Genomic DNA, 20,380 nt, shown 5'->3' with positions numbered 1-20,380 from the left:
TGCACGCCTCCCGCTCATCTGGTCGATCACCGGTTTACCGCACCCTTCCCCGTCGACCCGGGGCGGGAACCTCTGCCGCGAGCATTCTGCGCAGGCATCCCAGGCAACGGGAACGCATCGGCCCCAGACTGCCCTGTGAGATACCCAACTCTCCTGCGATTTCCCGGTACGTGGGGTCCTCCGGGTCGAGCATCGCGGTGAGCACCTTGGGGCAGCGGCCGGGTGTCCGGGTGACGGCGGCGCGCAGGCTGCGGCGTCCCTCGGCGGCCAACAGGGACTGTTCCGGGGAGCCCTGGGGCTCCGCGTCGCCCGGCTCCCCGGCGGGTTCGTCGCGGTAGGGGCGTTCCCGGTCGTGGGTCCTGCGGGCGCGGCGCGCCTCCGCGCGGACGGCCCGGCGCAGCCATTCGGCGGGGCGCTCCGGGGCGGTGCCGGTCTCCCGGAGCTGTTCCAGGAGGCGGAGCCAGACGGCCTGTTCGAGGTCGCCGGGGTCGACGCCGGCGGCGGGGGCCTCGGCGTCGGACTCGGCGGAGAGCAGCGGGGCGAGGGCGGCGAGGAGGCCGGGGGCGGCCGGCCGCTCCTGGGTCCGCGGGACGGGGGCGGTCTCGGGGGTGGTCATGACGGGCACGATGCCGGGGTGCGCGGCCGCGGTTGCGGCGCGGGGCGTAAACCACCCGGGAGGGGGGCGTACGGGCCGGTGGTCCGCCCGTACGCCCCCCCCTCGTCGGGGGCCCGGGTCAGCCGCGTCCCGTGAGGTCCTCGGCGGCAAGCAGCGCCGTGTCCGGGTTGTCGGCGAAGATGCCGTCGATGCCCGTCTCCAGGTACCGCCTGAGGGACCCGAAGGCGTCGCCGTACGCCGTCGGGTCGGTGCCCCTGCGGTACTCGGCGGGCAGGAAGGTGTTCTCGTTGCGGTGCGTGTACGGGTGGAGGATCAGGCCCTCGGCGTGCGCGTCGCGGACGAGGGTGGTGGGGGTGGTGAGCCGGCCGGCGGCGTCCTTCGGGATGACGAGGTCGAGGGTGGGGCCGATCCCCTGGGCGTAGGAGGCGATCCAGCGCAGGCCCTCGGGGGTGACCAGGTCGGCGACGGTGCGCGGGTCTCCGGCCTGGACGAAGTCCCAGGGGCGGGTGCTCGCGCCGGAGAGCAGGACGACGCCGGGGGCGTCGACCAGCTTCGCCAGCCGCTGGATGCTGCTGGGCTCGAAGGACTGGAGGAAGACCGGGGAGTTCGCGCGGTGGCGTCCGTACCGGCGCAGGAGCTTCGCCAGCCGCTCCTCCAGGCCGAGGCCGAGGGAGCGGAAGTAGCTGGGGTGCTTGGTCTCGACGTGGAGCCAGATCTCGCGGCCCCGGCGGCGGCCCTCGTCCTCGGCCCAGCGCAGCACCTCCTCGAAGGTGGGGACGGTCCAGCGCCCGTCGTAGAGGGTGTTCTCCTGGCGGGTGGCGGGGATGCGCTCCTTGGCCCGCAGGGTCTTGAGCTCGGCGAGCGTGAAGTCCTCGGTGAACCAGCCGGTGAGGGCGACGCCGTCGACGGTCTTCGTGGTCCTGCGGGAGGCGAACTCGGGGTGGTCGGCGACGTCGGTGGTGCCGCTGATGTCGTTCTCGTGACGGCAGACGAGGTGGCCGTCCCGGGTGGGGACGAGGTCCTGCTCGACGACGTGGGCGCCGAGGTCGAGGGCGTGCCGGTAGGAGCCGAGGGTGTGCTCGGGCCGGTAGCCGCTGGCGCCCCGGTGGCCGATGACGGTGGGGACGGGCAGGGAGCGGTAGCCGCGGCCGTGTCCGGACGCGCGGTCCGGGTGCGCCGTGGCGGCCGTCGCGGTGCCGGCACCGGCCGCGACGGCCGTGGAGGCGCCGAGGACGGTGGCGCCCGCCGCGCCGAGAACCGTGCGCCGTGCCGGGATCCGGCGTTCGCCCTGGGTCATGGGGGATCCTCCTGTGTGAGCCGCGGTGTGATGTCCCGCACCTGTCAATCGATGTCCCCGACGGTAGGCAGCGGGCCCCTACGGGCGGCGGACCTGGGCGGAACATGGCGGAAACACGCGTCAACACTGCGTATCCACTCGGTGAACCCGATGTGCGCGTGGGGGTGACCCGCGAGTATCGTCGCGAGCTCCAGCCGTCGGTCCGACCGGCTCGACCGACCCGCTTCCCACCGGAGGAACCGTTGTCCCGTCTCGCGATCATCAAGGCAGTGCTCGGGCCGGTCATGCGCCTGATGTTCCGCCCCCGCGTGGAGGGCCTCGAGAACATCCCGGGGACGGGACCCGTGATCCTCGCGGGCAACCACCTGACCTTCATCGACTCGATGATCATGCCGATCTGCCTGGACCGTCCGGTCTTCTTCATCGGCAAGGACGAGTACGTGACGGGCAAGGGCCTCAAGGGCCGGGCGATGGCCTGGTTCTTCACCAGCGTCGGCATGATCCCGGTGGACCGGGACGGCGGCCGCGGCGGTGTGGCGGCGCTGATGACGGGCCGTCGCGTGCTGGAGGAGGGCAAGATCTTCTCGATCTACCCCGAGGGCACCCGCTCCCCGGACGGGCGTCTGTACCGCGGTCGTACGGGCATCGCGCGGCTCACCCTGATGACGGGCGCGCCGGTGATCCCGTTCGCGATGATCGGCACCGACAAGATCCAGCCGGGCGGTGCGGGCTTCCCGCGCCCGGGCCGGGTGACGGTCCGCTTCGGCGAGGCGATGGAGTTCTCGCGGTACGACGGGATGGACCGGGACCGGTACGTGCTCCGGGCGGTGACGGACTCGGTGATGGCCGAGGTGATGCGTCTGTCCGGGCAGGAGTACGTGGACATGTACGCCACGAAGGCGAAGGCCGCGTAACCGCGTCCGCCGCACACGGAAGTGCCCCGTACGCCTTTCGGCCGTACGGGGCACTTCCGTGTCCGGGGGTGCGTCAGTGCTCGACGCCGTCCTCCAGCTTCTGGCCCTTCAGCAGGAACCAGGCCGCGACCGCCGTCGCGAGGAGGACCGCCGCGCCGACGCCGGCCGCGATCCGCAGACCGTCGACGAAGGCCTCCTGGGCGGAGGACACCAGCGCGCTCGCCGTCCCGGGGGCGAGGGTGCCGGAGGCCTCGACCGCGCCGCCGAGCGACTCGTGGGCGGCCGACGCGACGTCCGAGGGGACCCCGGCCGGGGTGGCGAAGCCCCGGTAGACGCCGGTCACGATCGAGCCGAGGATGGCGATGCCGAGCGCGGCGCCCAGTTCGTACGCGGTCTCGGAGACCGCGGAGGCGGAACCGGCCTGCTCCTTCGGGACGCTGGAGAGGATCACGTCCGCGGTCACGGTGAAGGAGAAGCCCGCGCCCACGCCGACGACGAGGAGGGTGGCCCCGAGCAGCGGGTAGCCGGTGTGCTGGTCGAGCGTCGTCAGGACGGCCAGGGAGAGGCCGACCGCGGCGAGACCGCCGGCCACCACGGACCGTACGGAGTAGCGGCGGGCGACCACGCCGGCGATCAGACCGGCCGTCACCGCGCCGATCGCGGCGGGGAGTTCGGCCAGTCCGGCCTCCAGCGGCTGGCGGCCCTGGACCAGCTGGAAGAACTGGGACAGGAAGAACACCAGGCCGGACAGGCCGAGGATGGTCAGCAGGTCGGCGGCGACGGCCCCGGAGAAGCCGCGGTGGCGGAAGAGCCGCATGTCCAGGAGCGGCGCGGGCAGGGTCAGCTGCCTGCGGACGAACCAGGCCAGGGCGGCCACGCCGAGGAGCGCGGCGACGCCGGCGTCCGGGGAGAGGCCGTGGGAGGCCAGCTCCTTGACGGCGTACACGATGCCGATGACGCCGACGAGGGACAGGGCGACGCTGGGCACGTCCCAGGGGCCGGGGTTCGGGTTCTTCGACTCGGGGATCAGCTTGGCGCCGACGAGGACCAGGACGGCCATGACGGGCAGGTTGATGAGGAAGACGGAGCCCCACCAGAAGTGCTCCAGGAGGAATCCGCCGACGACCGGTCCGACGGCGGCACCGGCCGAGGCCATGGCACCCCAGATGCCGATGGCGAGGCTGCGCTCGCGGGCGTCGTGGAAGAGGTTCCGGATGAGGGCCAGGGTCGACGGCATCAGGGTCGCGCCGGCGACGCCGAGGAGGGCGCGGGCGACGATCATCATCTCGGGGCTGGTCGCGTAGGCGTTCAGGACCGAGAGGGCGCCGAAGGCGGTGGCACCGATCAGCAGGAGCTTCTTGCGGCCGATGCGGTCGCCGAGGCTGCCCATGGAGACCAGGAGTCCGGCGATGACGAAGGAGTAGACGTCGCCGATCCAGAGGAGCTGGTTTCCGGTGGGCCGGAGGTCCTCGGAGAGGAAGGGGGTGGCGAGGCCGAGTACCGTGGCGTCGACCGCCACGAGGAGGACGGCCAGGACGAGCACGGAGAGGGCGAGCCACCGGCCGGGGCGGTGCGCGCCCCCGATATGGCTCTCTGTCTTGATCGTGCTGGTGATCACTTCTCCACGCTCCTGCGCGCTCCGCCGAGCAGCAGCTCGACGATCATGTACGGAAAGTCCTTGGCGGCGACCCGGCCGTCCTGCACGGCCCAGGCGCCGGAACCGATGAGCCCGTAGAAGGCCTCGGTGAGCCAGGCGGGGGTCATGTCGATGCGGAAGACGCCTTCTTCCTGACCGCGCCGGAAGAGCGCGGAGACCCGGGCGTCGAGGCGTTCCCAGCCGTCGTTCTGCTGGTCGCCCTCGAAGAGCTGGTTCTCGGTGACGAGGAACGAGAGCAGCGGTGCGACGTCCTCGACCTCGGCGACGAGCCGTCGTACGGCCTCGTCGGCGGGACCCTCCGCGGTGCGGGCCCGGTCGTGGGCCGCCTCCAGCTCCTGGATCCCGAGCTCTTCGAGCGCCCGCACCAGGGCGTCCCGCCCGGCGAAGTGCCGGTGCAGCGTGGCGCGGCCGATCCCGGCGGCGCGGGCGACCTCGTCCATGGTGGCGGTCGCCTTGCGGGTGAGCAGGGCGGCGGCGGCATGGAGCACCTGGGTGCGATCGACTGACATGAGACAACCATACACCCAATGAGACATCCGTGTCTCATTCGATAAATCCACGCCTCATCGAGGGCGGGAACGGAAAGCTGTGCGGATGACCAGACCCCTGCTGCTGCTCGATGTCGACGGTCCGCTGAATCCGTACGCGGCGCAACGCGAACGGCGCCCGGAGGGGTACACGACGCACCGGATGCGGCCGGGCGGCTGGTTCGACACGAAGCCGCTCCGGGTGTGGCTCGACCCCGGTCACGGCGTCGAGCTGCGCGCCCTGGCCGGGGCGTACGAGCTGGTGTGGGCGACGACCTGGAAGAACGAGGCCAACGAGTGGATCGGGCCGCGGCTCGGGCTCCCCGAGCTGCCGTTCATCGACTGGCCGACCATGCACGGGGCCGCCCCGCGCGGGACGTTCTGGAAGACCCAGTACATCCTGGAGTACGCGGCGGGGCGGCCGTTCGCCTGGGTGGACGACGACATCACGCCGTACGACCACGAGTACGTGGAGCAGAAACACCTCGCCGCCGCCCTGCTCCTGCACGTCGACCCCCGGATCGGACTGATCCGGCCGGACTTCGACGCGCTCGCGGAGTGGGCGGCGGCGCTGTGACGGGCTGAGTCCTACCTCTTGGCCTCGGCCCAGGCGGCACCGTGACGGGCTGAGTCCTACTTCTTGGCCTCGGCCCAGGCGTGCTGGATGACCAGGTCCGCCTTGACCTCGACCAGCTGGACCGCGACCGCCGAGGGGGCGGTGCCGCCCCGGCCGTTGCGGGAGGCGAGGGCGCCGGGGACGTCGAGGACCGTGCGGACCTCGGGGGTGAGGTGCTCGGAGATCTTGGCGAACTGCTCGTCCGTCAGCTCGTCCAGCTCCTTGCCCTCGGACTCGGCGACCTTCACGCACTCGCCGGCCACCTCGTGCGCCACCCGGAAGGGCACGCCCTGCCTGACCAGCCACTCCGCGATGTCGGTGGCGAGCGAGAAACCGGCCGGGGCGAGCTCCTCCATGCGCTCCCGGTTGACCGTGAGCGTGGCCATCATGCCGGTGAAGGCGGGCAGCAGGATCTCCAGCTGGTCGCAGGAGTCGAAGACCGGCTCCTTGTCCTCCTGGAGGTCCCGGTTGTAGGCGAGCGGGAGGGCCTTCAGGGTGGCCATCAGACCGGAGAGGTTGCCGATCAGGCGGCCGGACTTGCCCCGCGCCAGCTCGGCGATGTCGGGGTTCTTCTTCTGCGGCATGATCGAGGAGCCGGTGGAGAAGGCGTCGTGCAGGGTAACGAAGGAGAACTCCTTCGTGTTCCAGATGATGATCTCCTCGGCGATCCGCGAGAGGTTGACGCCGATCATCGCCGTGATGAAGGCGAACTCGGCGACGAAGTCGCGGGAGGCCGTGCCGTCGATCGAGTTGCCGGCCGAGCCCCGCTCGAAGCCGAGGTCCTTGGCGACCGCCTGCGGGTCGAGCCCGAGGGAGGAGCCGGCGAGGGCGCCGGAGCCGTACGGGGAGACCGCCGTCCGGGTGTCCCACTGCCGCAGCCGCTCGGCGTCCCGGGAGAGCGACTGGACGTGGGCGAGGACGTGGTGGGCGAAGAGCACCGGCTGGGCGTGCTGGAGGTGCGTACGGCCGGGCATGGCGACGTCCGCGTGGGCCTCGGCGAGGCCGACGAGCGCGTCCTGGAGGTCGGCGACGAGGCCGCCGATGATCCGGGCGTGGTCCCGCAGGTACATCCGGAAGAGGGTCGCGACCTGGTCGTTCCGGGACCGGCCGGCGCGCAGCTTGCCGCCGAGGTCCGGGCCGAGGCGCTCCAGCAGGCCCCGCTCCAGGGCGGTGTGGACGTCCTCGTCGGCGAGGGTGCCGACGAAGGAGCCGTCGGCGACGTCCGCCTCCAGCCGGTCGAGACCGCCGAGCATGCGGGTCAGCTCGTCCTCGGTGAGCAGGCCGGCCTTGTGCAGCACGCGCGCGTGGGCACGGGATCCGGCGATGTCGTACGGCGCGAGACGCCAGTCGAAGTGGACCGAGGCGGAGAGCTTCGCCAGGGCCTCGGCGGGGCCGTCGGCGAACCGTCCGCCCCAGAGCCGGACGTCACCGTTGTTGCTGCTCACTGCTGCTCCTCGGGAGAGTGGGTGTACCGCCGCCTCCCGGCCCGGGCCTGGGCCGGGGGGACGGCCTGTTCAACGCGTGCGGGTCACGCCAGGTCGCGCCGGGCGGCGATGGCGCGCCTCTCCGGTAGGCATAACTATGCAAGTGGCCGTATGTTTTGTCAACGCGGGGGCGTGGAGGGCCGGTGCCTGAGACGGGTCTCCCCCCGGGCGGGCGGCGTGGGGAGAATGGCCGGCATGGGCAAAACGTATGAACACATCGACGGGCGGCTGCGCGCCTTCATCGAGGAGCAGCCGGTGTTCGTCGCCGCGACCGCTCCCCTCTCGGGCGACGGGCACGTCAACCTCTCCCCCAAGGGGCGCCGGGGGACGCTCGTCGTCCTGGACGAACTGACCCTCGCGTACGTCGACTTCGGCGGCAGCAGCGCCGAGACGATCGCGCATCTGCGCGAGCCGGGGAACGGGCGGATCACGCTGATGTGGACCGCCTTCTCCGGACCGCCGACCGTCGTCCGGGTGCACGGGACCGGCGAGGCGGTGCTGCGGGACGATCCGCGGTGGGGCGAGCTCTTCGCGCGGTTCCCCGCCGAGGCCGTCGAGGGGCAGGGCAGTGCCCGGGCGATCGTCCTCGTGCACGCGCGCAGGGTCAGCGACGCCTGCGGGTTCGCGGTGCCTCTGATGGAGTACCAGGAGGACCGGGGTCTGCACGCCGAGTACTTCAACCGGAAGACCGACGAGGAGTTCAACGCGTACTGCGAGCGGAAGGACCACATCGCCAGCAGCCTCGACGGGCTGCCCGCGCTGCCGCTCCCGCTGCCGCCGCTGCCCGCCGGATAGCCCGTACGACGGGCGGCGGCGCGGGCGCGGTCCTCGCGCGCCGGCCGCTGATCGCCGTCGGCACGCGGGGCGGGCCGACGGCGGTCACGCGGTGCCGGGCCCGGCGGCTACTTCTGGGCCAGCTTCAGCAGGTGGTCGGCGAGGGCCTGGCCGCCCGCCGGGTCGCGGCTGATGAGCAGCAGGGTGTCGTCACCCGCGATGGTGCCGAGGATGGCGTGGAGTTCGGCCTGGTCGATGGCCGACGCGAGGAACTGGGCGGCGCCCGGCGGGGTCCGCAGCACCACCAGGTTGGCGGAGGCCTCGGCGGAGATCAGCAGTTCGCCGGAGAGGCGGCGCATGCGCTCCTCCTTGGCCGACTCGCCGAGCGGGGCCTGCGGGGTGCGGAAGCCGCCCTCGCTGGGCACCGCGTAGATCAGCTCACCGCCGGTGTTGCGGATCTTCACCGCGCCGAGTTCGTCGAGGTCGCGGCTGAGCGTCGCCTGGGTGACGCTCAGCCCGTCGTCCGCGAGGAGCTTGGCGAGCTGGCTCTGCGAGCGCACCGGCTGCCGGTTGAGGATGTCGACGATCCTGCGGTGGCGTGCGGTGCGGGTCTGCGGAACGGACGGCCCTCCGTGCTCGTTCTCCTGCGCGTCGGTCATCGTCGTCTCATTCTCCGGTTCGTCCTTGCCCGTTCGCCTCGTCCAGGACCGCCGGCAGAGCCCGGAGGAAGGAGTCCGCCTCGGCGTCGGTGAGGACCAGCGGAGGCATGATCCGTACGACATCGGGGGCGGGCGCGTTCACCAGGAGGCCGGCGTCCTGGGCCGCCTGCTGCACCTGGGGTGCGAGGGGCCCGGTGAGCACGATACCCAGCAGCAGGCCCGCACCACGGACGTGGGAGACCAGCGGGTGGCCCAGACCCTCGATTCCCTGGCGCAGCCGCTCCCCGACCGCCTTCACGTGGTCGAGGGCCGCGTCGGCCGCGAGGGTGTCCAGGACGGCGAGTCCGGCGGCGCAGGCGACCGGGTTGCCGCCGAAGGTGGTGCCGTGGTGGCCGGGCGCGAACAGTTCCGCGGCCTCGCCGAAGGCGACGGTGGCGCCGAGCGGCAGACCGCCGCCGAGGCCCTTGGCGAGGGTCACGACGTCCGGGTCCACACCCTCGTGGGCCTGGTACTCGAACCACTGGCCGCACCGGCCGATGCCGGTCTGCACCTCGTCGAGGACGAGCAGGGTGCCGGTGGCGCGGGTGATCTCCCGGGCGGCCCGGAGGTAGCCGGCGGGCGGGACGACGACGCCGTTCTCCCCCTGGACGGGCTCGATGATGACGAAGGCGGTGTCCTCGGTGACCGCGGCCCGCAGCGCCTCCACGTCCCCGTAGGGCACGTGGGTGACGTCGCCGGGGAGCGGCAGGAAGGGGGTCTGCTTGCCGGGCTGGCCGGTGAGCGCGAGGGAGCCCATGGTCCGGCCGTGGAAGCCGCCCTCGGTGGCGACCATGTGCGACCGGCCGGTCAGCCGGCCGATCTTGAACGCGGCTTCGTTCGCCTCGGCGCCCGAATTGCAGAAGAAGACCTTGCCGGGGCGGCCGGAGAGGCTCAGGAGCCGCTCGGCGAGGGCGACGGGCGGCTCGGCGACGAAGAGGTTGGAGACGTGGCCGAGGCTCTGGATCTGCCGGGTGACGGCCTCGACGACGGCCGGGTGGGCGTGGCCGAGGGCGTTGACGGCGATGCCGCCGACGAAGTCCAGGTACTCCTTGCCGTCGGCGTCCCAGACCTTGGCGCCCTCACCGCGGACGAGCGGCAGCCGGGGGGTGCCGTAGTTGTCCATGAGCGAGCCCTGCCACCGCTGGGTCAGCTCCGCGTTGCCGGTCATTTCTCCCCCTGTGCGTTCTTGCCGCCCCGGTGGTCGGGTACGACCATCGTGCCGATGCCCTCGTCCGTGAAGATCTCCAGCAGGATCGAGTGCTGGACCCGGCCGTCGATGACGCGGGCCGTGGTGACCCCGTTCCGTACGGCGTGCAGGCAGCCCTCCATCTTGGGGACCATGCCGCTGGAGAGCTCGGGCAGCAGCTTCTCCAGCTGGCTCGCGGTGAGCCTGCTGATGACCTCGTCGCTGTGCGGCCAGTCCTCGTAGAGGCCCTCGACGTCGGTCAGGACCATCAGGGTCTCGGCACCCAGCGCCGCAGCGAGTGCCGCAGCCGCCGTATCAGCATTGACGTTGTAGACATGTCCGTCGTCCTGGGAGCGGGCGATGGAGGAGATGACCGGGATCCGGCCGTCCTCCAGGAGCGCCTCGATGGCTCCGGTCTCGATGGCCGTGATCTCGCCGACGCGGCCGATGTCGACCCGCTCGCCCTCGATGACCGGCCGGTGCTGGGTGGCCGTGATGGTGTGCGCGTCCTCGCCGGTCATGCCGACGGCGAAGGGGCCGTGCTGGTTGAGCAGCCCGACCAGCTCGCGCTGGACCTGGCCGGCGAGGACCATCCGTACGACGTCCATGGCCTCCGGGGTGGTGACCCGCAGACCGGCCTTGAACTCGCTGACCAGGCCCGCCTGGTCGAGGGCGCGGTTGATCTGGGGGCCGCCGCCGTGCACCACGACCGGCTTGAGGCCGGCGTGGCGGAGGAAGACGACGTCCTGGGCGAAGGCGGCCTTCAGGTCCTCGTCGATCATGGCGTTGCCGCCGAACTTGATGACGACGGTCTTGCCGTGGTGGCGGGTGAGCCAGGGCAGGGCCTCGATGAGGATCTGCGCCTTCGGGAGGGCGGTGTGCTTCCGCGCGGTGTTGCTCATGACGAGTACGCGCTGTTCTCGTGGACGTAGTCCGCGGTGAGGTCGTTCGCCCAGATGACGGCGGACTCCGTGCCGGCCGCGAGGTCGGCGGTGACGGTGACCTCCCGGTAGCGCATGTCGACCAGGTCGCGGTCCTCGCCGACGGAGCCGTTCCGGCAGACCCAGACGCCGTTGATGGCGACGTTGAGCCGGTCGGGCTCGAAGGCCGCCCGCGTGGTGCCGATGGCGGAGAGCACCCGGCCCCAGTTGGGGTCCTCACCGTGGATGGCGCACTTGAGGAGGTTGTTACGGGCGATGGAGCGGCCCACCTCGACGGCGTCGTCCTCGGTCGCGGCGTTGATCACCTCGATGCGGATGTCCTTGCTGGCGCCTTCGGCGTCGCCGATGAGCTGGCGGGCGAGGTCGTCGCAGACGCCCCGGACGGCCTCGGCGAACGCGTCCTGCTCCGGGGTGACGCCGGAGGCGCCGGAGGCGAGGAGGAGGACCGTGTCGTTGGTGGACATGCAGCCGTCGGAGTCGACCCGGTCGAAGGTGAGCCGGGTGGCGGTGCGCAGCGCGGCGTCGAGGCCCTTGGTGTCGACGTCGGCGTCGGTGGTGAGGACGACGAGCATGGTGGCCAGGCCGGGGGCGAGCATGCCGGCGCCCTTGGCCATGCCGCCGACGGTCCAACCGTCCCGGGTGACGACGGAGGTCTTGTGGACGGTGTCGGTGGTCTTGATGGCGATGGCGGCCTTCTCGCCGCCGTGCTCGGAGAGTTCGCCCGCGGCCTTCTCGACGCCGGGGAGGAGCTTGTCCATGGGGAGCAGCATGCCGATGAGACCGGTGGAGGCGACGGCGACCTCGCCGGCGCCGATGCCGAGGACGTCCGCGACCTTCTCGGCGGTGGCGTGGGTGTCCTGGAAGCCCTTCGGGCCGGTGCAGGCGTTGGCGCCGCCGGAGTTGAGCACGACGGCCGTCAGCTCGCCGCCGGCGAGGACCTGCTGGGACCAGAGGACGGGCGCGGCCTTGACGCGGTTGGAGGTGAAGACTCCCGCGGCGGCGCGGCGGGGCCCGGTGTTGACCACGAGGGCCAGGTCCGGGTTGCCGTTCTGCTTGATCCCGGCGGCGATGCCCGCGGCCGTGAATCCCTTCGCTGCGGTGACGCTCACTCTGCTACTCCGTTCGCTTCTCCGCCCGCGCGGCACTGGGGCGCGGGCTTCGTCGTCGTCTGCGGGCCGGTGGCTGCGCGTGCGCCGCTCACTGTGCCCCTCCGTTCGCTGCTCCGCCCACGCGGCGCGGAGGTGCGGGCTTCGTCCTCGTCCGCGGGCCGGTGACGGCGCGCGCGTCGCTCACGGAGCGACTCCGATCGTGGAAAGTCCGGTGGCCTCGGGAAGTCCGAGGGCGATGTTCATGCTCTGCACCGCGCCGCCGGCGGTGCCCTTGGTGAGGTTGTCGATGGCGCTGATCGCGATGATCCGGTTCGCGTTCGCGTCGTACGCGACCTGCACCTGAACGGCGTTGGAACCGTAGACGGACGCCGTGGCGGGCCACTGTCCCTCGGGGAGCAGGTGGACGAAGGGCTCGTCCGCGAAGGCCTTCTCGTACGCGGCCCGCACGCTCTCGGCGGTGACGCCGGGCTTCGCCGTGGCGGTGCAGGTGGCGAGGATGCCCCGGGGCATCGGGGCCAGGGTCGGCGTGAAGGAGACGGTGACCCGCTCCCCCGCCGGTCCGCTGAGGTTCTGGATCATCTCGGGCGTGTGGCGGTGGCCGCCTCCGACGCCGTACGGGGACATGCTGCCCATGACCTCGCTGCCGAGCAGGTGCGGCTTGGCGGCCTTGCCGGCGCCGGACGTGCCGGAGGCGGCGACGATCACGGCCTCGGGCTCGGCGAGGCCCTCGGCGTACGCCGGGAAGAGGGCGAGCGAGACGGCCGTCGGGTAGCAGCCGGGGACCGCGACCCGCTTGGTCCCGTCGAGGGCGGCGCGGGCACCGGGCAGCTCGGGGAGGCCGTAGGGCCAGGTCCCGGCGTGCGGGGAGCCGTAGTACGTCTCCCAGTCGGCCGGGTCCTGGAGGCGGAAGTCGGCGCCCATGTCGACGACGAGGACGTCGGGCCCGAGCTGCTCGGCGACGGCGGCGGACTGGCCGTGCGGCAGCGCGAGGAAGACGACGTCGTGTCCGGCGAGCTCCTCGGCCGTGGTGGGCGCGAGGACACGGTCGGCGAGCGGGAGCAGGTGGGGCTGGAGGGCCCCGAGGCGCTGGCCGGCGTTGGAGTGCCCGGTCAGTGTGCCGATCTCCACGTGGGGGTGCGCGACGAGGAGACGCAGGAGCTCTCCGCCCGCGTATCCGCTCGCACCCGCCACTGCTACTCGTACCGTCATCGAAACCCTCCTCATGGATGGCATGACTATACGTGTCGCCGAACTTTTATGCAATGACAGGGAGAGCGACTCGGTGCGGCCCGGTACGACAGAGAGATCGACTCGGTCCGGCCCGGTACGCCAGGGAGAGCGACTCGGTCCGGCCCGGTACGCCAGGGAGATCGACTCGGTGCGGCCCGGTACGCCGGAGAGATCGACCCGGTCCGGGCCCGGTACGCCGGAGAGATCGACTCGGTCCAGCCCAGTACGTCCGCCGGAGAGGTCGACTCGGTCCGGTCCGCTACTCCGCGCCATCGGGTCGCCCACCGCTTCACGGCCTGCCAAGGTGTCCCCCATGAGTGCCGAGCCCACACGCCCCGGACCGGACCGCCACGACGACCACGGCACCTGGCTCGTCCGGTTCACCGGGCGGGTGCTCGTCGTCTGCCCCGGCTGCGGCGGCCGCGCGCTCGTGACGCCCCGGCCGGGCCTCCCGGAGCCGCGGCACCTGCTCTTCGAGCCCCGTCGCCTCACCTGCGGCGGCTGCGGCGCGGTCGCCGAGTGGACGGCGGGACAGCGGGGCGGAGGCCTGGTGGGAGCGGTGCCCGGCGGCACCGAGGACCCGTTCTTCCGCCGTCCGCTCTGGCTCCAGACGCGCTGCGCGGGGCGGATCCTCTGGGCCTACGACGAGGAGCACGCCGACGCGCTGGCCGCGTACGTCCGGGCACGGCACCGCGTCCGCCACGCCTCCCCCACGCTGTCGATGTTCGCCCGGCTGCCCGCCTGGATGAAGTCCGCGAACCGCCGGGAGGAGGTCCTGGCGGGCCTGGCGACGCTCCGCGCCCTCGCCGAGCGGACGGCCCCCGCCGACCGCTCGGACGCGGCCCACGAGCGCGGCGACCGCCCGCGCCACCACGGCAGCCTGCTGTTCCGGGGCGGGCCGTACTAGAGGGCACACGACCGGACCGTACCGGGGAGCACGCGACCGGACCGTCCGTCGGCGGCCTGCAACCGGGCCCTGCCGGTCTCGGAGATGCGGGCCCCCTTCGAACCCAGGTCGGGCATGCCCGACCTGGAGGACGGATCGGCTCCGTGAGCGGGGCCGGGCGCCCCCGGCCTGGACGACGGGTGGGGCTCGGTGAGCGGGCCCGGGCCCGGGGCGACGGGTCGGTCCCTTGAGCGGGCATCACGGCCCGCACACCTGATCACCGACCCCCCCCCCCCCTTTGCATGACCATGCGAGTTCATGCATAATCTTCCTATGTCCAAGGTCCTCACCTCCCTGCCCGCCGGCGAGCGCGTCGGCATCGCCTTCTCCGGCGGCCTCGACACCTCCGTCGCGGTCGCATGGATGCGCGACAAGGGCGCCATCCCCTGCACCTACACCGCCGACATCGGCCAGTACGACGAGCCCGACATCGAGTCGGTCCCCGGCCGCGCGAAGACCTACGGTGCCGAGATCGCGCGCCTGGTCGACTGCCGCGCCGCGCTGGTCGAGGAAGGCCTTGCCGCGCTCACCTGCGGCGCGTTCCACATCCGCTCCGGCGGCCGCGCCTACTTCAACACCACCCCGCTCGGCCGCGCCGTCACCGGCACCCTGCTGGTCCGCGCGATGCTCGAGGACAACGTCCAGATCTGGGGCGACGGCTCGACGTTCAAGGGCAACGACATCGAGCGGTTCTACCGCTACGGCCTGCTGGCCAATCCGCACCTGCGGATCTACAAGCCCTGGCTGGACGCGGACTTCGTGACCGAGCTCGGCGGCCGCAAGGAGATGTCCGAGTGGCTGCTCGCCCATGAGCTGCCCTACCGGGACAGCACCGAGAAGGCGTACTCCACCGACGCCAACATCTGGGGCGCCACGCACGAGGCCAAGACCCTGGAGCACCTGGACACGGGCGTCGAGACCGTCGACCCGATCATGGGTGTGAAGTTCTGGGACCCGTCGGTCGAGATCGTCACCGAGGACGTCACGATCGGCTTCGAGCAGGGCCGCCCTGTGACGATCAACGGCAAGGAGTTCCACTCCGCCGTCGACCTGGTCATGGAGGCGAACGCCATCGGCGGCCGCCACGGCATGGGCATGTCCGACCAGATCGAGAACCGGATCATCGAGGCCAAGAGCCGCGGCATCTACGAGGCCCCCGGCATGGCGCTGCTGCACGCCGCGTACGAGCGCCTGGTCAACGCGATCCACAACGAGGACACCCTCGCCCAGTACCACAACGAGGGCCGGCGCCTCGGCCGCCTCATGTACGAGGGCCGCTGGCTCGACCCGCAGGCCCTCATGGTCCGCGAGTCGCTCCAGCGCTGGGTCGGCGCGGCCGTCACCGGAGAGGTGACCCTGCGGCTGCGGCGCGGCGAGGACTACTCGATCCTCGACACCACCGGCCCGGCGTTCAGCTACCACCCGGACAAGCTGTCCATGGAGCGCACCGAGGACTCGGCCTTCGGACCGGTGGACCGGATCGGCCAGCTCACCATGCGCAACCTCGACATCGCCGACTCGCGCGCCAAGCTGGAGCAGTACGCCGGTCTCGGCCTGATCGGCACCGGCAGCCCCTCCATCGGTGCCGCCCAGGCGGCCGCGACGGGCCTGATCGGCTCCATGACGCAGCTGCCCGAGGGCGGCGCCGAGGCCATCGCCTCGCGCGGCGAGGTCTCCGGCGACGAGGAGATGCTGGACCGGGCCGCGATGGAGTTCGGCACGGACTGACGCACGACGGCACGACCACGGAAGGCCGGTCCGACACGCCTGGTGCCGGACCGGCCTTCTCGCTGTCCTGGGCGGTTTCGGCCCGCGCGCCCCTGTCACATCGCGACGGGTCCTCGCGTCAACGCGGTGACGGGAACCGACGAGGAGTGGGACGCCATGGACGACGACACCTTTCTGACCGCCCTGACCAGGCGCTTCGACGCCCAGGAGGAGCGACTGCGGGCCGTGGCCCTGCGGATCACCGGATCGCCGGCGCGGGCCGAGGCGGCCCTCGCGGCGGCCCGGGCGGGGCTCGGCAGGGACGGCGACGCGGCGGTACGCGCCTGGCTGACGGCGACGGTGGGCGAGACCTGCGTACGGGGGCTCCAGGGGCGGGGGGCTGGGGGTGGTTCGGGGGCTGGTGCGCGGGGAGCCGGGGCCGGTCGGGGGCCTGGAGCGCGGGAGGTCGGCGCCGGTTCGGGACCTGGGGCCGGGGACGGTTCGGGGCCCGGGGACGGGGACGGTTCGCCACCCGGGGACGGGGACGGTTCGGGGACCGAGCCCGGGGTCGGGGACGGCCGAGGGCCCGGGGTCGGGGACGGCGACGTCGAGGCTCTGTGGCTGGTCCTGCTCGTGATGCTGGAGCGGCTCGGGGGGCAGGAGCGGCTCGCCTATGTCCTGCACGACGCGTTCGGGCTGCCCGTGCCCCAGACCGCGCGGATCCTGGGGAGCTCCCCCGAGGCGGCGGCGCGGCTGGCCCGGGAGGCGCGGGAGCGGATCAGGGGCCGCGGAGCCGTCCGCACGGAGGGGGAGCGGGGGCGGCAGCGGGCGGTGGTGGACCGGTTCGTGGCCGCCGCACGCGCGCGGGACGCCCGCGGTCTGGTGTCCGTCCTCGACCCGGACGTCGTGGCGTACGCGGACGCCGGCCCGGTCCACGGGGTCGCCGCGGTCTCCGAGACGGCCGCCGCCTTCGCGCGGAGCGTGGACGTGTCCCGGCCCGCGCTGGTCGACGGGGCCGTCGGCGCGGTGGGCTTCGCCGCCGGGCGGCCGGTCTCGGCGCTCGCGGCCACCCTCCACCGGGACCGGATCGTCACGCTCTCGGTCACCACCGGCGAGGAGCGGGTGCGCGCACTGGACCTGACCTTCCCCGACAGCTGAGACCGAGAGGCAGGCGGGGGCGGGCGGGGCACAGCCGCAGGCTGGGGCCCAGAGGTAAAGCCCGTGCGTTCGGCGACCGGATCCTTTAGCCTCGACGGCATGTCTACGCCCCGAATCTCCTAGCTGAGGACCCGCACTCACGCCACCCGTGTGTCCTCAAGCTTGTTCGGAGCGTTATCCCATGATCACCGTTCGTGGTGCCGACGTGCGCGTCGGCGCCCGGCTCCTGCTGTCCGGCGTCTCCTTCCACGTCGCCCCCGGCGACCGGATCGGTCTGGTCGGCCGCAACGGCGCCGGCAAGACCACCCTCCTCGACACCCTGGCCGGGCTGCGCGCCCCGGCCGCCGGCACCGTCACCCGTACCGGCTCCCTCGGGCACCTCGCCCAGGACGCGCGGGCCGCCGACCCCGAGACGACCGTCACCGACCGGATCCTCTCCGCGCGCGGCCTCGACCAAGCGGCTCGGCGGCTCGCGGACGCCGCCCGGCGGCTCGGCGAGGCGCCCGACGCGCGAGCACTCGCCGCGTACGACGCCGCCGAGACCGCCTTCGAGGCCGGCGGCGGCTACGCGGCGGAGGCGGAGGCCGCCCGGGTCGCCGCCGGCCTCGGCCTGCCCCCCGCCCTGATGGACCGGCCGGTCGGACGGCTGTCCGGCGGGCAGAAGCGCCGGGTCGAACTCGCCCGGATCCTCTTCGCCGGGCACGGGCGGGACGACACGCTGCTGCTCGACGAGCCGACGAACCACCTGGACGCCGACTCGATCGGCTGGCTGCGCGGCCACCTCGCCGCCCACCGGGGCGGACTCGTGCTGATCAGCCACGACGTGCGCCTCCTCGCCGAGACCGTCAACCGGGTCTTCCACCTCGATCCGGGGCGCGCCGCACTCGACGTCCACAACACCGGTTGGGACGCGTACCTCGCCCAGCGGGACGCCGACGAACGGCGCCGGGTGCGCGAGCGCGCCAACGCCGAGCGGAAGGCGGCCGCCCTGCACGCGCAGGCGGACCGCATGAAGTCGCGCGTGGCGACGGCGACGACGGCCCGCAGCATGGCACGCCGCGCCGACCGGATGCTCGCCGGGCTCGACCCGGCACGGCAGGCCGAGCGGGTCGCCCGCATCCGGCTGCCGGAGCCCGCCCCGTGCGGCCGGACGCCGCTCGGCGCCGTGTCGCTCACCAAGGCGTACGGGGAGCAGCACGTGCTCGGCGGCGTGGACCTGGCCGTGGACCGGGGCTCGCGGCTGGTCGTCCTCGGGCTCAACGGAGCCGGGAAGACGACGCTGCTGCGGCTCCTCGCCGGGCGGGAGACGCCCGACGCGGGGCGGGTGGTGCGCGGCCACGGGCTGCGGCTCGGCTACTTCGCCCAGGAGCACGAGACGCTGGACCGGGCGCGTACGGTCCGGGAGAACCTCGCGGCGGCGGCCCCGCACCTGACGGACGGTGAGGTACGGGCGGTGCTCGGCGCGTTCCTGTTCCGGGGCGACGACGCCGACAAGCCCGCCGGGGTGCTGTCCGGCGGCGAGAGGACCAGGCTCGCGCTGGCCGCCCTGGTGCACTCCGGCGCGAACGTGCTGCTCCTGGACGAGCCCACCAACAACCTGGATCCCGCGTCGCGCGACGAGGTGCTGGCTGCGGTGGGCACGTACCCGGGCGCGATCGTGATGGTCACGCACGACGAGGGCGCGATCGACGCGCTGCGCCCGGAGCGGGTCCTGCTGCTCCCGGACGCGGACGAGGACCTGTGGAACGCGGAGTACCGGGAGCTGGTCACCCTGGCGTGAGGTCCCGCCGTCCGGGGCTCGGATCCGGGCGGGGTCGCGGCGGCCTGCCGTCACCGGGCCTCTGACGCGGGCGCGGGTTCGGGCCGGGGCGTCGCCTCCGGGGCCGCCGGGCCGGGTCCCGGGCCCGTCACCGCGCGGGCCGCCAGTGCGTCGCGGCGGCGGGTGAGGCGGGCGATCTCCGCGTCCAGGGCGGCGAGCCGGCGGCTCACGACCGGCGACGCCCGGACGCACACGCCCTCGGGGACCCGGCGCGAGCGGATCGCCTCCGCGTCGAGCAGCGGGAGGCGGTCCACACAGGCGCGTACGTCCTCGATCGTCAGGCCGAGGCCGAGGAGTTCGCGTACGACCCGGACCCGCTCCACGTCGTCCGGGCCGTAGCGCCGCTGGCCGGTGGGAGTGCGGTCCGCCGGCGGAAGGAGACCGCGCTGCTCGTAGAGGCGCAGTGCCCGGGGTGTGGTCCCCGCCGCTGCCGCCGCGTCACCGATCCGCATGCCGGCCACCCTCCGTCGCGTCACCGATCCGCATGTCGACCACCCTCCGCCGCGTCACCGACCGCATGCCGACCGCCGCCCTCCGCCGAGACCACCGTCGTCACGGCAACTCGACCACGACCGCGCCGAGATGCCGGCCCTCCATCACCTCCCGCAACGCCTGGGCGGCGCGTTCCATGCCCGCGACCCTGAGGTGGGGGAAGGTGATCGTCCCGGCGCGCAGCCAGTCGCCGAACCGGTCCCGCCACTCGGCGTCGGTCTCGGGGTGGTCGAGCGGGCTGAAGCCGCGCAGGGAGATCCGCCTGAGGATGAGCGGGAACGTGTCCAGCTCCACGCGCGCGGTGGCTCCGTTTCCCTCCGGGTCGAGCTGTCCGGCGAGCGCGCCGACGAGGACGGCCCGCGCCCCGGGGCGGGCGGCGGCGAGCGCGGCGCTCAGCTGCTCGCCGCCGACGGTGTCGAGGACGACGTCGATGCCGTCGGGCGCGGCCTCGGCGAGCTGCGCGGCGAAGGGGGCGGCGGCGCCCCGGACGACGGCGGCGTCGTAGCCGAGTGCGGTGACGAGGTGCTCGGCCTTGGCCGGTGAGCCGGTGCTGCCGATGATCCGGCCCGCGCCGAGGAGCCGGGCGATCTGGCCGGCCATCGTCCCGACGGCGCCGGCCCCGCCGGTGACGAGGACCGTGTCGCCGGGGCGCAGCTCCGCGCCGCGGGTGAGGGCGGCGTAGGCGGTCCGGCCCTGGGAGAGGTGGGCGACGGGGTCGGGCAGCGTGTCGCCGACGGGCGTGACCAGCGACGGGGCCACGGCGGCGTACTCGCGCCAGCCCTGCCAGTGGAGGACGAGGTCCCCGGGGCGAGGGCCGCTGCCGTCCGGTGCGGACACGACTTCGCCGACGGCCGCGCCGGGGAGGGGGTCGCCGGGCTCGACGGGCGGGAAGGGGGCGTCCTTCACCCCGCCGCCGATGAGGGTCCGCAGGGCGGCGGAGACCGCGAACCAGCGGTTCCTGACGAGGAGTTCGCCGGGGGCGGGCTCGGGACGGGCGGTGGTGACGAGCTCCAGGTGCTCGGGGGCCGGGAGGCCGCGCTCGGGTCGGGTGCGCAGCCGGATCTCGCGGTGGGTGGCCATGGGGCGCTCCGGGGAAAGGGGGCGGGCGGGTCGGGCGGACCGTAGACCCTGACCCGCGCGTCAGGGTCAAGTCCGTGACGAGGGAGGGTGATCCCCGAGAGACACCGCCGCCGGAGCCTCCTAGCCTTG

General features: G+C 73.3%; 19 protein-coding genes. 7 read left to right on the top strand and 12 right to left on the bottom strand.

Annotated elements, in window-relative coordinates; genetic code table 11:
* Positions 1–34 precede the first annotated feature (34 nt).
* Positions 35–616, bottom strand: coding sequence for a sigma-70 family RNA polymerase sigma factor (locus ACFYXU_RS32910; protein ID WP_376511984.1), 582 nt, complete (start codon positions 614–616; stop codon positions 35–37).
* A 118-nt stretch (positions 617–734) separates the two neighbouring features.
* The gene (locus tag ACFYXU_RS32905) at positions 735–1,913 is read right to left on the bottom strand and encodes a glycerophosphodiester phosphodiesterase (protein WP_389461299.1); all 1,179 of its coding nucleotides are present in this window, start codon (positions 1,911–1,913) and stop codon (positions 735–737) included.
* A 242-nt stretch (positions 1,914–2,155) separates the two neighbouring features.
* On the opposite strand from ACFYXU_RS32905, the gene ACFYXU_RS32900 reads away from it, so the two are divergent.
* On the top strand, positions 2,156–2,827 hold the full coding sequence (locus tag ACFYXU_RS32900) for a lysophospholipid acyltransferase family protein (RefSeq protein WP_329850866.1): 672 nt from the start codon (positions 2,156–2,158) through the stop codon (positions 2,825–2,827).
* A gap of 73 nt (positions 2,828–2,900) precedes the next feature.
* Here ACFYXU_RS32900 and ACFYXU_RS32895 read toward each other — a convergent pair whose 3' ends face one another.
* Both ACFYXU_RS32895 and ACFYXU_RS32890 read right to left on the bottom strand, forming a co-directional pair.
* Positions 2,901–4,445: an MFS transporter gene (locus tag ACFYXU_RS32895; RefSeq protein ID WP_376511980.1), complete on the bottom strand. Its 1,545-nt coding sequence runs from the start codon at positions 4,443–4,445 to the stop codon at positions 2,901–2,903.
* A complete protein-coding gene (locus tag ACFYXU_RS32890; RefSeq protein ID WP_329850867.1) occupies positions 4,442–4,993 on the bottom strand; it encodes a helix-turn-helix domain-containing protein in 552 nt (183 codons plus the stop codon). The genes ACFYXU_RS32895 and ACFYXU_RS32890 overlap by 4 nt, the downstream gene beginning before the upstream one ends.
* Positions 4,994–5,078: 85 nt before the next feature.
* Between ACFYXU_RS32890 and ACFYXU_RS32885 the strand changes: the two genes are divergently transcribed.
* The gene (locus tag ACFYXU_RS32885) at positions 5,079–5,588 is read left to right on the top strand and encodes an HAD domain-containing protein (RefSeq protein WP_389408686.1); all 510 of its coding nucleotides are present in this window, start codon (positions 5,079–5,081) and stop codon (positions 5,586–5,588) included.
* Between the two features lie 56 nt (positions 5,589–5,644).
* On the opposite strand, the gene argH is transcribed toward ACFYXU_RS32885, so the two are convergent.
* Positions 5,645–7,072 (bottom strand): argininosuccinate lyase, encoded by a 1,428-nt coding sequence (gene argH / locus ACFYXU_RS32880; protein ID WP_376511976.1) that lies wholly within the window; start codon positions 7,070–7,072, stop codon positions 5,645–5,647.
* 234 nt (positions 7,073–7,306) lie between these two features.
* On the opposite strand from argH, the gene ACFYXU_RS32875 reads away from it, so the two are divergent.
* Entirely contained in the window at positions 7,307–7,906 is a 600-nt protein-coding gene (locus tag ACFYXU_RS32875; RefSeq protein ID WP_389461297.1) for a pyridoxamine 5'-phosphate oxidase family protein, read from the top strand.
* 107 nt (positions 7,907–8,013) lie between these two features.
* On the opposite strand, the gene ACFYXU_RS32870 is transcribed toward ACFYXU_RS32875, so the two are convergent.
* The 5 genes from ACFYXU_RS32870 to argC form a co-directional block, all read right to left on the bottom strand.
* The gene (locus ACFYXU_RS32870) at positions 8,014–8,544 is read right to left on the bottom strand and encodes an arginine repressor (RefSeq protein ID WP_030316147.1); all 531 of its coding nucleotides are present in this window, start codon (positions 8,542–8,544) and stop codon (positions 8,014–8,016) included.
* Positions 8,545–8,551: 7 nt separating this feature from the next.
* Complete coding sequence (locus ACFYXU_RS32865; RefSeq protein ID WP_389461295.1) at positions 8,552–9,751, bottom strand: acetylornithine transaminase; 1,200 nt, start codon at positions 9,749–9,751, stop codon at positions 8,552–8,554.
* Positions 9,748–10,671 carry an acetylglutamate kinase gene (gene argB / locus ACFYXU_RS32860; RefSeq protein ID WP_329850872.1) on the bottom strand — a complete coding sequence of 308 codons (924 nt, stop codon included), beginning with the start codon at positions 10,669–10,671 and terminating at the stop codon, positions 9,748–9,750. Before argB ends, ACFYXU_RS32865 begins: the two co-directional genes overlap by 4 nt.
* A complete protein-coding gene (gene argJ, locus ACFYXU_RS32855) occupies positions 10,668–11,819 on the bottom strand; it encodes a bifunctional glutamate N-acetyltransferase/amino-acid acetyltransferase ArgJ (protein ID WP_389461292.1) in 1,152 nt (383 codons plus the stop codon). Before argJ ends, argB begins: the two co-directional genes overlap by 4 nt.
* Positions 11,820–11,999: 180 nt before the next feature.
* On the bottom strand, positions 12,000–13,028 hold the full coding sequence (gene argC / locus ACFYXU_RS32850; RefSeq protein WP_389461290.1) for an N-acetyl-gamma-glutamyl-phosphate reductase: 1,029 nt from the start codon (positions 13,026–13,028) through the stop codon (positions 12,000–12,002).
* Between the two features lie 334 nt (positions 13,029–13,362).
* On the opposite strand from argC, the gene ACFYXU_RS32845 reads away from it, so the two are divergent.
* From ACFYXU_RS32845 to ACFYXU_RS32830, 4 genes are all read left to right on the top strand, one after another.
* A complete protein-coding gene (locus ACFYXU_RS32845) occupies positions 13,363–13,956 on the top strand; it encodes a hypothetical protein (RefSeq protein WP_389461288.1) in 594 nt (197 codons plus the stop codon).
* 312 nt (positions 13,957–14,268) lie between these two features.
* Positions 14,269–15,723: an argininosuccinate synthase gene (gene argG, locus ACFYXU_RS32840; protein WP_389461286.1), complete on the top strand. Its 1,455-nt coding sequence runs from the start codon at positions 14,269–14,271 to the stop codon at positions 15,721–15,723.
* A gap of 126 nt (positions 15,724–15,849) precedes the next feature.
* Entirely contained in the window at positions 15,850–16,860 is a 1,011-nt protein-coding gene (locus tag ACFYXU_RS32835; RefSeq protein ID WP_389461284.1) for a sigma factor-like helix-turn-helix DNA-binding protein, read from the top strand.
* 181 nt (positions 16,861–17,041) lie between these two features.
* Complete coding sequence (locus tag ACFYXU_RS32830; RefSeq protein ID WP_389408681.1) at positions 17,042–18,640, top strand: ABC-F family ATP-binding cassette domain-containing protein; 1,599 nt, start codon at positions 17,042–17,044, stop codon at positions 18,638–18,640.
* 50 nt (positions 18,641–18,690) lie between these two features.
* Here ACFYXU_RS32830 and ACFYXU_RS32825 read toward each other — a convergent pair whose 3' ends face one another.
* A complete protein-coding gene (locus ACFYXU_RS32825) occupies positions 18,691–19,131 on the bottom strand; it encodes a MerR family transcriptional regulator (RefSeq protein ID WP_389408680.1) in 441 nt (146 codons plus the stop codon).
* 100 nt (positions 19,132–19,231) lie between these two features.
* Positions 19,232–20,251, bottom strand: coding sequence for an MDR family NADP-dependent oxidoreductase (locus tag ACFYXU_RS32820; RefSeq protein WP_389461282.1), 1,020 nt, complete (start codon positions 20,249–20,251; stop codon positions 19,232–19,234).
* Between the last annotated feature and the right edge of the window lie 129 nt (positions 20,252–20,380).

It is taken from the genome of Streptomyces sp. NPDC002232 (assembly GCF_042890295.1).
GTDB lineage: Bacteria > Actinomycetota > Actinomycetes > Streptomycetales > Streptomycetaceae > Streptomyces.
The sequence above is the reverse complement of the archived record's forward strand: the minus strand, read 5'-3'. Positions and strand labels throughout refer to the sequence as shown.

Bases quoted from the DNA above. Each gene is read 5' to 3' on its own strand.
- ACFYXU_RS32825 (WP_389408680.1), bottom strand. From the start codon at position 19,131: ATGCGGATCGGTGACGCGGCGGCAGCGGCGGGGACCACACCCCGGGCA.
- ACFYXU_RS32875 (WP_389461297.1), top strand. From the start codon at position 7,307: ATGGGCAAAACGTATGAACACATCGACGGGCGGCTGCGCGCCTTCATC.
- ACFYXU_RS32885 (WP_389408686.1), top strand. From the start codon at position 5,079: ATGACCAGACCCCTGCTGCTGCTCGATGTCGACGGTCCGCTGAATCCG.
- ACFYXU_RS32865 (WP_389461295.1), bottom strand. From the start codon at position 9,751: ATGACCGGCAACGCGGAGCTGACCCAGCGGTGGCAGGGCTCGCTCATG.
- ACFYXU_RS32845 (WP_389461288.1), top strand. From the start codon at position 13,363: ATGAGTGCCGAGCCCACACGCCCCGGACCGGACCGCCACGACGACCAC.
- argC (WP_389461290.1), bottom strand. From the start codon at position 13,028: ATGACGGTACGAGTAGCAGTGGCGGGTGCGAGCGGATACGCGGGCGGA.
- ACFYXU_RS32870 (WP_030316147.1), bottom strand. From the start codon at position 8,544: ATGACCGACGCGCAGGAGAACGAGCACGGAGGGCCGTCCGTTCCGCAG.
- ACFYXU_RS32820 (WP_389461282.1), bottom strand. From the start codon at position 20,251: ATGGCCACCCACCGCGAGATCCGGCTGCGCACCCGACCCGAGCGCGGC.
- ACFYXU_RS32910 (WP_376511984.1), bottom strand. From the start codon at position 616: ATGACCACCCCCGAGACCGCCCCCGTCCCGCGGACCCAGGAGCGGCCG.
- argB (WP_329850872.1), bottom strand. From the start codon at position 10,671: ATGAGCAACACCGCGCGGAAGCACACCGCCCTCCCGAAGGCGCAGATC.
- ACFYXU_RS32890 (WP_329850867.1), bottom strand. From the start codon at position 4,993: ATGTCAGTCGATCGCACCCAGGTGCTCCATGCCGCCGCCGCCCTGCTC.
- ACFYXU_RS32830 (WP_389408681.1), top strand. From the start codon at position 17,042: ATGATCACCGTTCGTGGTGCCGACGTGCGCGTCGGCGCCCGGCTCCTG.
- ACFYXU_RS32905 (WP_389461299.1), bottom strand. From the start codon at position 1,913: ATGACCCAGGGCGAACGCCGGATCCCGGCACGGCGCACGGTTCTCGGC.
- argG (WP_389461286.1), top strand. From the start codon at position 14,269: ATGTCCAAGGTCCTCACCTCCCTGCCCGCCGGCGAGCGCGTCGGCATC.